Below are 13,825 nucleotides of genomic sequence, written 5' to 3'. Positions count from 1 at the left end.
AAAGATCACACCAAAACGCGACTTTATGTCGCGTTTTGTTTGTTTACGTGCTGCTTTTATAGTCACTGGGCAAGCTTTCCGTAATGAATATGAATAACGAGTAACGGCCATACCACTTTTGTTTTTAAAATCTATACTGATAGTTCTTGAATGAATTAGGTATAAATTTCATGCTTCAACTTATAAAGAAAATGAGTGTTAGCCTACTGATGACCGTCAGTATATTGGGCCACGCAATGGAAGCAGAACCTCAATTCCAGATAGAGAAAATCAGTCAGCTTCAAGGCATTCCTTGGGGTATGGCGCAACTAAACGCTGACACTTTGCTAGTCACTATTTTGGATGGTCAATTACTCAAAGTAGATATGTTGACGGGAGAAACCGTCGAACTTTCAGGCCTACCTAAGATAGCAAGGTTTGGTCAAGGAGGCTTGCTAGACGTCGCTATCTCCCCTGACTTTAAAGACACCGGCTGGGTATATTTTACCTATGCTCATCCAACAACATCCGATGAAGCAACCACGGCATTGGCCCGGGCTAAGTTATTAGACAACGCACTTGTGGAGTGGACCGATCTTGTTATTGCCGATGCAAGCTCTTCAAAAGGTCAGCACTTTGGCAGTCGAATTGCTTTTGACGGTCAGGGGCATGTCTTTTTCTCGGTTGGTGATCGCGGTAAACGAGCCAATGCACAAGATCTATCCAATCATGCGGGTAGCATACTCCGCGTCAATATGGACGGCACTGTGCCAGCTGATAACCCCTACGTTAGACATGGGCAAATACGCCCAGAAATATGGAGTTTTGGCCACAGGAATCCCCAAGGGCTGTACTTTGACAAAAAGACTCAACACTTATGGTCTAATGAGCATGGTCCACGTGGTGGTGACGAAATAAACTTGATCCGTGTTGGCGCCAATTATGGCTGGCCAATCGCATCATACGGAAAAGAATATTGGGCACCAATACAAGTGGGTGAATCAACCAGTAAAGAAGGCGTTGAAGAGCCTAAGAAAGTATTCATTCCTTCCATTGCGCCAAGCTCTTTGCTGATTTACCGTGGCGACCTATTCAAAGGGTGGAACGGGGATTTTCTTTCAACCGCTTTAGCATTACGCCATCTGAACAACGTTAAACTGGAAAGCGGCAAGGTCTATGAAACAAGGTTTCTAGAAAACCTCAACGAACGCTTACGAGATGTTATTGAAGCCAGTGACGGTAGTTTGTTAATCAGTACAGACTCTGGGCAAATACTGCAAGTTTTCCCAGCGCATTAATAAAGAGGCTAATGCCTCTTTATTAATGCTGATTCATTTATATCTTATCAGATAGCTGGTACCGTCTATGCCACTGACGTAATTCTGAAAATGTCATCGGCTGTGCAATCGAATACCCTTGGAAATAGTCACACCCTGCATCTTTTAATAGGTCAAACTTAGCCATGGTTTCAATGCCTTCAGCGGTTACTTTGATGTTCTGAAGATGACATAGCTCAACGGTTGGTTCCATAAGCTTATGATAAGCATCATTAGTTAAACGATCGACTAACTCTTTATCAAACTTCACCTTATCAACTGGGTAATCAATCATCTGAAGCAACGGCGTATACCCAATACCAAAGTCGTCTATCGATATATTAAACCCAGCATCACGCAATTCTCTTAATACAGAAAGCACTTGCTCGACTGCGAAATAACCAAATGTTTCAGTGATCTCAAGCTCAACTGAACGATCAGGTACATTAAATTCTTTCTTAAGGTTAATGATTCGATCGGCAAAAGCTGTTTGCCCAAGCTCTCCCGCGGAGATATTAATGGCGATAACAATCTCTTCACCTAACAACTCTCGAAGATTTGATAATTCACTAAACGCGTTTCTAAACACCCAATCGTCAATTTTAGTATAACTACCCGTTTGCTCGGCTATGGGCACGAACTCATCGGGCGTAATTTGCCCTAGATCCGGCGAAAACCAACGCAGTAATATTTCTAATCCTTTAATCGTATGATTTTGATCCACAAACGGCATAAAAACGAGAGAAAACTCTTCATCACAGTTTACAAACTTCAAGGCATCTTCAATCAACTTTACACGACGTGCTGCGCGAGCAATCGTGTGCGAGTACGCCGAAAATCGATTTTTACCCGTACGTTTGGCGTGATACATAGCCATGTCAGCGTTTGCAATCAGCTCTCTTAGATCCTCACCATCACTTGGGTAACTTGCTATACCAACACTTGCTGATACTGGAGTAATATAACGTTCCGTCTTAAATCCGCCTTCAAATAAACTGACTAAACTTGAGGCCAGCACCAAACGATCATCTAAATGCTCATGGGCTAAGACAATCGCAAACTCATCACCCGCTAAACGAGATACAAGTGAACTTTGGTTTCGATGCTCGTCGTTTTGCAATAACGCCTGAAAAGTCAATGCAGTATGTTGTAACAATTCATCGCCCGCTTCATGCCCTAATCGGTCGTTAACAAACTTAAAATTATCTAAGTCGATATAAATTAAAGAAACATAGCTATGACGATTCCACGCTCTTATCAATGCTCGTTTTGCAAACTCTTGGAATCGGGTTCGATTGGGTAGCTTTGTTAACGAGTCAGTTACAGAAAGAACTCGTGACTGTCTCAAATTTTCATTAAGCTGATCATATAAGTCGTAAAACTTGATACCTAGACGACTCACCTCGTCTTTACCGAAAGGTTTTTGAATATTACTTTGATGCTCGTCCATCACTAAGGTTAATTGTCGATCTAACGACTCAATGGGATGAATAATAAAACGTTTTATTAAAAGTAATAATAACGCCGTTATAGCAACACCTAGAATCACCGAAACAGCCAGCATCCAACCAATTAAATAGGAACGTGATTGACTTAAATACTGCTCTGTCAGTTGCATTTCCAAATCGAAGTCAGGGAATAAGGTAATTGACCGAAAAGTATCTGACACGTCAGGCTTCACATTTGTACTGCGATTCACTATTGAAGGCTTTACACCATATCGCTCGCTTAAATTGTTGTATAACTGATCAAACTTGGTTAAATAAACCGTTGCAACAATCGCAATGGAATCCTCCATTGATGGCTTTAAAGGATGTGTAAATGTAGAGGCGTTAACGGTTTTGCCATACAAATAGGCGTGATGCTCACGCTTAAGAAACATGAGTTTTTGTGCTCGTAAATCATTTTTCAGAATCAATGATCTAGCAAACATCGGCAAGAAACTGGGCATATCTGAAAACGGATCATCGCTACGCTCGTAATGATACAACGGCTCGCCTTTATTATTAAAAACCGTCAATAATACACGCGCTTTTTCATCTTCAAGAACTTCATTAATTAAGTAATCTAGGCGTTGCGTGACAAAGTATTCATTTACATCCCTGCCAATATAGTGTGTGAAATCTGCAAGGGTTTCGCCTTCTAAGAGAAGCGAAATGATATTTTCACTTATGCTTGCCTCACGCTCAAACTCGATTTTTGCTTGCAAAAGTTTTAGGTCGAGTCTGTTCTGCTCGACCTCTGTCAGCGTAGCGGTTTGGATTTGATACACTCCAATCGTAGCCGCCAATACTCCGACAAGAAGAATTGGTAGAACGAGGAGGACGAGCCGTTTAGTTAGAGTCATAGTAGCGAATTAAAGCGTCCTTGATGCGTGTCCTTTTTAATATATCAACACCTTTAAGCTCCTTAAACAATGTCGAATTTTGAATAGCTTCCGCATCTAAATAAATCGACGTATCATTTAATATCTCGCTATCAATATAAGGTATGGCGTCTTTATAGGGAGAAGCGACCCAAAGTCGATCCGTGTTTCTTGCACTTATTTCGGCACGAGATAAAAAGTTTATAAATGCTTGAGCCTCTTCTTTTCGTTTAGACTCCATAGGAATAGCTAAGCAATCCACCCACACAATAGCCCCCTCATCCGCTATGGTGTACTGCCAAAGCGCATCGCCACCTTGAAGCTCATTCAGACCTTCTTGGTCACCCGAGTAAGCAGGTGCGATCCAGATATCTTCTTGATCGGGGGAGTTAGACACATAACTGTATATATAATCATAGGTCTCTACAAAGTGCGATTGGTGCTTGAGCAATTGGAATGCTTCTTTGAGATGAGTTTCACTATGTGTGTCAATTGGATAACCTAAAGCGGCCAAGGCCGTTGTTAAAAGTTCATCCGCTTGCCCTAGCATACCGACATGACCGCGAAGCTCCTCCACAGGGTCCAAAAGATCCATCCAACTACTAACCTGTCTGTCAATTTTGTCACTTCGGTAAACGATTCCATACGTCCCCCAAAGATAGTGACGACCATAACGACCACAGGCTTCAGGCCAAAATTTTTCTCGGCGAACCTCTTGTTCGACTGGGTAGAGATGACCTGCTTGAGACATGACGCGAATTGTAGAGTTATCCACCACTACCACATCAATATTTTCAGCATTATGGCCTGATAAAATTAAATTTCTTTGTGCTTCATCATCATACAATACTAAATGAATGGGGATACCTGTCTGCTTTTCCCATTCTTCAATAACGCTTTCACCGACAAAATCTTCCCATGTAAATAGAGTAAGCGGCGAGTTATCAGATTGCACTGAAGCTGATAACATAGCTGAAAAAAGAACAGCACTATAAGCCATGGTTTTTTGTGGCATTCGCTTCCCCTAAATAGAAAGATCTCATTTATTAAAGCTCTTCACCCCAAGAATCTGTTTCAGCTTCACCCCAGGAGTCTGTTTCATCGCCCCAAGAATCACTACCTTCAACACCCCAAGAGTCGGAAGAAATACCCTCTTGCGTTTGCAAACCATCACTTTGTCTTAGGCTAGAAGTACCTTTTATCTCACCCTGACGGTTTTGAATGTAGACATCTCGTAAAAAAGAGTAACGATCACCAAACACCATGCGCTCAGCGGACAGATATTTAGCACGAATCTGAATGACATTAACGCCGCGAGCAATCCACTTGTGATCATCCGTGAAGTCGTACAAATCCATACCATCATACAAAGAATAGTCTACAACCATGCCACTGGCATCACGTACAGTAGAAGGCCCAAAGAATGGCAATACTAAATATGGGCCTGAATCGACTCCCCAGTACCCCAATGTTTGGCCAAAGTCTTCTTCGTAGTGTTGCAAACCCATTGCCCCTGCAACATCAAAAAGACCAAAAATACCGATGGTGCTATTGATAATAAAACGAAACGTTGACGAGGCGGTTTCATCCCATTTCGCCTGCAGTAAATTATTAAAGGCATTAGGCACTTCCCCTAAATTTGAAAAAAAGTTACCCACCCCTTTTTGCATGAAATTCGGCGTTATCGCATCATAGCCCTGAGCGAGGGGTTTCAATCCATATTCGTCTACCGTTTCATTGAAACCAAACATTGAGCGATTAAACCCTTCCCAAGGATCTTCAGGGGTCGTCTCTGCGACAGCAAACAAAGACGCTAACAAAAGACCTAAGCTGGCCACTATTTTTTTCATCTCGTATTCACTCCCTTGCCTTAAACAAGCTTCTTCACTTCTTGCCATTGTTTTGCTAAACGCTTTTCAGAAATTGGTTCTAGGGTGCCAACCGTTTGCGCAAACAATGATATACGATATTCTTCCAACAACCAGCGATAGCGCGTCAGGTTGGGATCATAGATCCCCTTTTCATCATGCGCTTTTTTCTGGCGTACATATTGTGCCCACAACGTTTCCAGCTCGCCTACCGCGGCATTTTCTTTATTCAAATGATTCTGAAAACGCTCTAAACGTACTTCCACCCCTTTGAAATAACGCGGCAACTGGCCAAGCCAATACAGCGGTGTAGCGCCAATAAACCCAGGATAGACTAAGTTTTCTAGCTGTTTTTTAATATCACCATAAACTATCGTCCAAGGTAGGGGCATAGAGCCTTTCATTTGTTTAGCAACTTTCTGATAAGCTGACAGAACCGAATGCAGTTGCACGCCCATCTCATTAGCGACAGAGATCAATTGACTCTTACGTGACGTCAGTCGCTGCTCAAACTCATCTTTTGTTCTTGGTAACGATTGCTCTTCCAAAAACACTTTTTCAACGATGGCATCCAGTAAATCATGGAGTAGCACTTCTTTCTTGCCAATCGGCGCAAATAACAACATGGATTCACGCAATTTAGGTACATTTCTTTCAAGGTACTTCATGTCCTTGTGGAGTGCTATTTTTAATAATGCGATCACCCCTTTCCGATGAGCTTCTGCTGCAGTGCTCGGGTCATCGTACATTTTTAGTGAGACCGAATGCTCGTTGGCTACGAGTGCAGGAAAAGCGGTAACTTTAATTCCCGCTTGTTTCAGCTCCTGACGCTCAGGCACATCTTGATCAGGCCACTGGGTTAACTCTGCTTGCTCATGTTTTTTGGTGCCAAATTTCGCAAAGCTTTTCTCAACCATTTCGGCAAAACGAGATTGCAACTCCGATAAATCCTTGCCGCTGCCGAGCACTTTGCCACGTTCATCAATCACATCAATGCTCAGCGTCAAATGCCCTTCTAACCGCTCTGCGTTCCACTCCGTAAGTGGTATTTCCACCAAGGTTTCACGCTTAATTTGGAGTGATAATTGCTCCAACAAATCGCCTTTATCCTTGGATAAGTTAGGATAAATACGATCCACAAACTGAGGAATTGGTACAAATCGACGACGTAAAGCCTTTGGTAAGGCTCGAATGAGTGATTCACAGCGCTCCTTCACATAACCCGGCACTGCCCAACCCAGCTCATCTAACGTCAACTGGCGCAACAGTCCGACAGGCACTTTTAATGTGGCACCATCTTTTTGTTGGCCGGGAGCAAACTCATAATCAATCGGCAGCGCGACACCGTTCAATGAATAGTTATCAGGAAACGCAAATTCATCAACGTTAATGTCCTGATTCACTAAGTCATCACGCGTCATCAATAAGAGATCGGGGTTCTGCTTAGCAAAATACTCAACACTTTTCTGATTTCGTACGTCTTCTGGCAGTCGTGTATTATAGAAATGATACACCGCTTCATCATCAACAAGAATATCGCGGGTCCGCAATTTTGCTTCTTGAGTCTCTACCGCTTTAATGAGGTCTTGATTGTATTGAAAAAATTTAGCTTTTGATTTTAAGCCGTGTTCTACCAGCGCCTGGCGAATGAAGACATCGCGGGCATCTGCTGGATTCACGTGCCCGTAGTCAATACGGCGTTTCGCAATCAAGATCAGACCATAAAGCGACACTTGTTCGTTGGCAACAACTCGACCTTGATTACGCTCAAAATGCGGATCGAAATACTGACGTTTAACAAACGGTGCGGCGTATTCTTCCACCCACTGTGGGTCAATCTTCGCCACAATACGCGCATACAATTTAGACGTTTCCACCAATTCTGCGGCCATCATCCATTGTGGCGGACGTTTAAACAGCATAGAGCCTGGGAAAATGGCTAACTTACGTGATCGACAACCGAGCATTTCTCGAGAGTCATCAATTTTATTCGCCACCTGTGTAAACAAGCCCGCTAGAAGCGCTTTATGAATAGCATCGTACTGCCGTTCTTCATGATCAACTTCTTTGAAGCCCAGTTGCTTACAAGCAATCAAGATCTGACGATGAATATCACGCCATTCGCGTAGGCGCATAAAGTTTAAAAACTGTTTGCGACAATACTGACGCAGCTGATTTTGGGACAGCTCTAAGCGTTGCTCTTCAAAGCGCTGCCAAAGGTTAAGCAATACCATGAAATCCGAGTTTTCGTCTTTATCGACGGCATGACATTGATCAGACTGCGTCTTTTTGTCTTGCGGACGTTCACGAGGATCCTGCACTGATAACGCGCTAACAATGATTGCTACTTCTTTTAAAACGTGATGCTCGTTCGCAGCAATCAGCATACGCCCTAATTTAGGGTCAATCGGAAGCTTAGCAAGCTGACGACCTATGGTGGTCAGACGCTCATTCTTCAGAGCTCCTAATTCGGTTAACGCTCGGTAACCATCATTGATCATGCGTTTTTCAGGCATTTCAACAAATGGAAACTTTTCTACCGCACCCAAACGCAAATTGGCCATTTGCAAAATAACGGACGCTAAGTTGGTACGAAAAATTTCAGGATCCGTAAACTCTGAGCGATTTTGGTAATCTTCTTCGTCATATAAACGTATACAGATGCCATCCGCTACACGACCACATCGCCCCGCACGCTGATTGGCACTGGCCTGACTGATCTTTTCGATCGGTAACTGCTGCACTTTGGAACGCACACTATAACGACTGATACGCGCCAAACCTGGATCGATCACATAACGAATGCCAGGAACCGTTAGCGAAGTCTCCGCCACGTTAGTCGATAACACAATGCGTCGACCGCCGTGCGATTTAAAAATGCGTTGCTGCTCACTGCTGCTTAATCGGGCATACAAGGGTAAAACTTCCACCCCTTGCAGTTGTTCTTGTCGCAATAACTCAGCCGTCTCGCGAATTTCACGCTCACCGGGTAAGAAAACCAGTATATCGCCTGCTCCACGGTAACCAGAAGCACGTTCTTCTGCGATCAAAAGCGTCACCGCATCTAATACGCCCTGCTCCATCGACTGATCTTCGTCGAGCTCTTCCGAATCACCTTTGCTCAGTAGTGGCTGGTAACGAATTTCAACGGGATAAGTACGTCCTGAGACTTCAATAATGGGGGCATTATTAAAGTGACGAGAGAATCGCTCAACATCAATGGTGGCTGAGGTGACGATCACCTTCATATCAGGGCGGTTATCCAATACCCGCTTTAAATAGCCTAACAAGAAGTCGATATTCAGGCTGCGTTCGTGGGCCTCATCGATAATAATCGTGTCGTATTTCTGCAGATACTTATCCTGCTGTATTTCAGCCAGCAAGATACCGTCCGTCATCAATTTGATGAGCGTTTCTTCTTGACTTTCATCTGTAAAACGGACTTGGAAGCCTACCGCCTCGCCCAGTTTCACATTCAATTCGTCACTGATACGATCGGCAACGCTGCGCGCAGCGATACGACGTGGTTGCGTGTGACCGATTTGACCAGCAATGCCGCGACCCGCTTGCAAACACATTTTAGGTAACTGAGTGGTTTTACCCGACCCCGTTTCACCCGCAATGATCACCACTTGGTTTTCTTGGATGGCTTTAACGATTTCATCGCGTCGCCCTGAAACTGGCAACGATTCATCAAACGTGATGTTAGGCATGCGTGCTTGACGCGCCTGATAGAGTGTTTTCGAGGATTCAATTAATCGCGCCACTTCGGTTTCTAACTTTGAAGTAGGCAGACCTTCCCTTCGACGTTTTTCAAGCATCTCTAGCTTTCGAGTAATCGCGTGACGATCTCGTGCCATAAGCTCAGCAGACTGATGCCCTAGCAAATTGGTTTCTTGGTTATCTCGCATGTAGTACTACGGACCTTACAAATACGGCGTCAATACAGACGACTGACGAATGGTAACTGTTTAATATGGATCAGATTCTATCATTAAATGCGGCAATTGGCGTTGACTGTATCGACCACTCAATAAGGATGCACACATCTAACCTTATAGTTCAAAATTCTTACATCGTTTCAGTGGATACGGTTATAGTGGACGACTACAATTGAACTCAATGAATACACTCCCTAAACAATAGATAAGGATGGCCAATGTCTGAACAAGTATTTAACGATAACTCCTTAACCATCGGTAACACACCACTGGTACGTCTTAACCGCATTGGAAATGGAAATATCTGGGCCAAAATCGAAGCGCGCAACCCAGCTTTTTCTGTTAAATGTCGCATTGGCGCTAACATGGTTTGGGACGCGGAAAAACGTGGTGTTCTAACAGAAGGCAAAGCCATTGTTGAGCCGTCAAGTGGTAACACTGGTATTGCTTTATGTTTCGTTGCTGCGGCGCGAGGTTACGACATTACCATCACTATGCCATCCAGCATGAGTCTTGAACGCCGCCAAGTTATGAAGGCATTAGGTGCCACGATTGTGTTAACTGAGCCGGCGAAAGGCATGAAAGGCGCGATCGAAAAAGCGCAAGAAATTGCTCAAGACCCTAACTTTGTTCTGCTACAACAATTTGACAATCCCGCTAACCCAGAAATACACGAACAAACAACTGGGCCTGAAATTTGGAACGATACCAATGGTGAAGTTGATGTCTTTGTCGCAGGTGTGGGTACTGGCGGTACCATCACAGGCGTAAGTCGTTATATCAAAAACACGCAAGGCAAAGCGATCACCAGTGTCGCCGTTGAACCAACCGCCTCTCCGGTGATCACGCAAACCATCAATGGAGAAACACCAACCCCTGCACCTCACAAAATTCAGGGCATTGGCGCAGGCTTCGTACCTAAAAACCTTGATCTGTCTGTTGTTGATCGCGTTGAGCAAGTATCAAACGAAGACGCAATTGCCATGGCAAAACGTCTAATGCGCGAAGAAGGCATTTTGTGTGGTATCTCATGTGGTGCAGCCGTGGTTGCAGCAGAGCGATTGAGCCAAGAAGCAGAGTTTGCAGACAAGAAAATCGTAGTGGTGTTGCCGGATTCCGGTGAGCGCTATCTGTCTACAGCATTGTTTGAAGGTGAATTCAGCGACAACGAACTTGTTCAGTAATCACTAGCTAAGCTTACCGCTGTAATATGAAAACAGGCCCTCAAATTGTGGCCTGTTTTTTTTCACATAAACTGTTGTTTGCTTTAAGCAATTAAACAGTACGAAACAAACTCTGTATATCATCTAGATTACCGACGTACTCTGTACCATAAAACACTTGCGGCGTTCGAGTGGCGTCGTTGGCAAATAAACCCACCAAGTCAGAAGATGCGTTGGCAATGTTCACGCTAATTGTTTCAAATGCAATGTTGTTCTGCGCTAAGGTGTTCTCAGCAGCGCTGCAAAACCCATTATCAGACGCACAGTATAACGTGTAATGTTTCATCAAATATTCCTCTTAACGTTAGATCGCCTTGAATGGCGTTTTTAAGAGCGATTGGCGCCCTTTTAGTAGGGCTAACTATAAAAAGAATATTGATATCCATGAAATCAATTAAAAATATAGATCCAATAGTTTTTTTAAACCCTAATTACGCATCAAGCATTTCTACCTCAGGCTTAATATGAACAACTAGCTCCCCCGCATCAAACACGCACATCTCACCCGCCCGCATTTGATGCCATGTTTCATTTTCCGTTAATGGCTGCGTCGCGATCACTGTCACCACATCTTTATCAGTTGTCACTTCTTTAAAATCAACGGTCATGTCTTCATCTGACAGAGTGGCTGGCTTAAACGGTGCTCGACGAGTGATCCAATGAAGCTTAGTGGTGCAATAAGAAAACAAATATTGCCCATTAGATAGCATCATATTAAAAACACCTTTCTCTCGCAGTCGGTCGCATAGCTCGGTAAGTGTTTCTGAAAGCGCTTGTACATCGGGCATGGTATCGCCAAAACGTGCCATCAGCTGCTCTATGATCCAACAAAACGCTCGTTCAGAATCCGTTGTCCCTAGAGGGAAATGGGTTAATAGCGACAAACTTTGAGGCGTATCCAACTGGCCATTATGGGCATAACTCCAAGTTGTATCCCACAACAATCGGCTAAATGGATGCGTATTAGGCAAACACACATTGCCTACATTCGCTTGGCGAATATGGCTGATAACAATGTGACACTTCAACGAGGTTTTACTCATCACATCGGCCATGTCTGAATCTGCACTTGGCCGCGGATCGTGTATTGACCAAACGTGGCTGTCTCGATACATCGCCATACCCCAACCATCTTTATGGGGACCGGTTCGACCGCCTCGGGCACGTAGGCCCGAGAAACTAAAGCAAATGTCCGTTGGCACATTTGCGCTCATTCCAAGCAACTCACACATTAAATTAATCTACTTTTAGCTGTTTACGTTTTTTACGGATGCGACGAAAGATTAAATAGCCGCCCACGAGTAAAATCACACCGGCACCATTTAGCGCGCCGTATAGTATCCATTCACTATTGGAAAGTCCCGCGGGCTCTTCTTTCGCTTTAGTGTCATCTATCGACTCATTAATAGCAGCATCGACAGCCTCATCTTGCTGACTGGCTGGATCGATTTCCTCCATTTCTTCTTGGGATACCAGCGCAATTTGTGGCGTCACAACAACCGGCATTAAGTCACGATTTATCGCCGCAACCGCCGCCATTTCAGCCCCACCTTCATCCCGTGATTGACTCAGTTTAACGACATCAGCGCCATTACGATTTAGGTACCATGAAGGCGTAGAATACTCGAAACGAACACCAGTTTGAGTAATGCCGATTAAACGTATGTGAGCACTCAACGCACTGTTTGGCGCAACTGGGTAAATTTTTTGCCAATACCCCTCACCAATTAAGGGCATTTCAAGGGACTCTTCGCTACCATCACCACTTGTGATAATTAAACGTGCATTACTGCGAAGCAAATTTAAGCGCAAGTTCGTTGGCTTAGCAGAAAAAGCCACTAAGTTTTCACTCTGGCGCTCTGCTTCCAATGAAATCGGTGCTGTCACTGCAAAAAATTGGCTAAGTTTGCGAACAAAAGTTTTTCCGTCTACTTCTGAAATCAACTCATAGTTGCCTTCACCCGTAATTTGCTCAATTTTATTCTTGAATTGATTATTAGTGATGGGTAATGGACGATTAAGGAGTTGTTTCGTACTCTCACCACTCAGCAGATTCAGTTTTTGCTTGGTCTCAACTAATGATAGTACCTCGGGATCTTCAATCAGAGTGTTATCTTGGAAAAGTCCGACGGTCGAATAAATAGGTTCATTCACAAACAAAACCGGAGCGACTTTGGTGGCCTGAGCACTGAGTTTGGTGATCACACGAATGTTACTGCGCTCTAAATCGACATCCTCTACTCTCCATGTCCCCACACTTGGCTTAGTAATGGTAACCAACAAATAATGATCCGCATCGACATAAGAGACATTCTGCGCCTCCATTTTCAACCGTTGGCCGCTTGGCAAAAATACTTTTGGTGAGACGCCTTGCTCATGAAATATGAGTAAGGTGGCTTCTTCAATAGCGTCATCAATAAAGAATGTATTACCTTCAAAAGGTACTTCTTCTGACGGTGCCGCTTGTGAAAAGACTCGATCAAAGGTATCTAACAAGTCATTTGGCGTAGCAACTTCTGTATGTGTCGCATCTGTTAACGTCGAGACTGATGACAGCAGCTCTTTATCGGTATATCCCGTCATGGAAACTGTATGCAAATGGATATTACGTTCAGCCAACTGACTGGCCAAATCGTTCATAATCCGAGAACGAGAAGCTTCATTCACCGCTTCATCCAAGCTTACATCCACCATACCATCGGTGACCAAGATCCAATGGCGATCAAAGCCTGGCTCTAAATCCCCAGCATCAGGTGTTTGCAGCAACATTCTAATGATCGATTCTAAATCCGTCTTCAAATCACCTGGCGTGTAATTACTAACAGCTTGGCTTAATGCCTGTTTCGTTTCTTGATTGACACGTGCTTCTGGTAGCAACACTCGGGCACGCTCTCCAAATAGCCAGACACCCAGAGTAGCTTGTTCTTCAGGTGCTAAATCGGAAATGAGTTTTAAAGACTCGGCGGTTAATTTGTCAGGATCACTGATCAACATACTGCCAGAGGCGTCTACAATGAGACGAAATTGTGTGTCAGCAGCAGCCCAGGGGGCTAATGTAAGAAGTATCATCACCAAACAACTGTTGACGTGCTTTCGTATAACCATCTTCTTACTCCTGAGCAACTGCTTTATA

At 44.0% G+C, this 13,825-nt stretch carries 9 protein-coding genes; 2 read left to right on the top strand and 7 right to left on the bottom strand.

The window, feature by feature from the left end:
- Positions 1-170: 170 nt before the first annotated feature.
- Positions 171-1,277, top strand: coding sequence for a PQQ-dependent sugar dehydrogenase (locus tag ACPUEK_RS11340; protein ID WP_425640823.1), 1,107 nt, complete (start codon positions 171-173; stop codon positions 1,275-1,277).
- A 37-nt stretch (positions 1,278-1,314) separates the two neighbouring features.
- Here the strand turns inward: ACPUEK_RS11340 and ACPUEK_RS11335 are convergent, their stop codons facing one another.
- Genes ACPUEK_RS11335 through hrpA form a run of 4 tightly spaced genes read right to left on the bottom strand, consistent with a single transcriptional unit; the run spans position 1,315 to position 9,439 of the window.
- Positions 1,315-3,585, bottom strand: a complete 2,271-nt coding sequence (locus ACPUEK_RS11335; protein WP_425640822.1) for a putative bifunctional diguanylate cyclase/phosphodiesterase — start codon at positions 3,583-3,585, stop codon at positions 1,315-1,317.
- Between the two features lie 43 nt (positions 3,586-3,628).
- Complete coding sequence (locus tag ACPUEK_RS11330) at positions 3,629-4,675, bottom strand: polyamine ABC transporter substrate-binding protein (RefSeq protein ID WP_425640821.1); 1,047 nt, start codon at positions 4,673-4,675, stop codon at positions 3,629-3,631.
- A gap of 31 nt (positions 4,676-4,706) precedes the next feature.
- A complete protein-coding gene (locus ACPUEK_RS11325) occupies positions 4,707-5,510 on the bottom strand; it encodes an MlaA family lipoprotein (protein WP_425640820.1) in 804 nt (267 codons plus the stop codon).
- Positions 5,511-5,530: 20 nt separating this feature from the next.
- Positions 5,531-9,439 (bottom strand): ATP-dependent RNA helicase HrpA, encoded by a 3,909-nt coding sequence (gene hrpA, locus ACPUEK_RS11320; protein WP_425640819.1) that lies wholly within the window; start codon positions 9,437-9,439, stop codon positions 5,531-5,533.
- Between the two features lie 248 nt (positions 9,440-9,687).
- Between hrpA and cysK the strand changes: the two genes are divergently transcribed.
- Positions 9,688-10,653: a cysteine synthase A gene (gene cysK / locus ACPUEK_RS11315; RefSeq protein WP_067099169.1), complete on the top strand. Its 966-nt coding sequence runs from the start codon at positions 9,688-9,690 to the stop codon at positions 10,651-10,653.
- Positions 10,654-10,744: 91 nt separating this feature from the next.
- Here cysK and ACPUEK_RS11310 read toward each other — a convergent pair whose 3' ends face one another.
- From ACPUEK_RS11310 to ACPUEK_RS11300, 3 genes are all read right to left on the bottom strand, one after another.
- Positions 10,745-10,978: a glutaredoxin gene (locus ACPUEK_RS11310; RefSeq protein ID WP_067038360.1), complete on the bottom strand. Its 234-nt coding sequence runs from the start codon at positions 10,976-10,978 to the stop codon at positions 10,745-10,747.
- Between the two features lie 145 nt (positions 10,979-11,123).
- Positions 11,124-11,924, bottom strand: coding sequence for a class II glutamine amidotransferase (locus tag ACPUEK_RS11305; RefSeq protein WP_067038359.1), 801 nt, complete (start codon positions 11,922-11,924; stop codon positions 11,124-11,126).
- A gap of 4 nt (positions 11,925-11,928) precedes the next feature.
- Positions 11,929-13,797: a vWA domain-containing protein gene (locus tag ACPUEK_RS11300; protein ID WP_425640818.1), complete on the bottom strand. Its 1,869-nt coding sequence runs from the start codon at positions 13,795-13,797 to the stop codon at positions 11,929-11,931.
- Between the last annotated feature and the right edge of the window lie 28 nt (positions 13,798-13,825).

This window comes from Marinomonas gallaica, from assembly GCF_049821165.1.
GTDB classification, from domain to species: Bacteria; Pseudomonadota; Gammaproteobacteria; order Pseudomonadales; family Marinomonadaceae; genus Marinomonas; species Marinomonas gallaica.
Note: the sequence above shows the minus strand (reverse complement) of the source record. Positions and strands in the feature narration are given on the sequence as shown.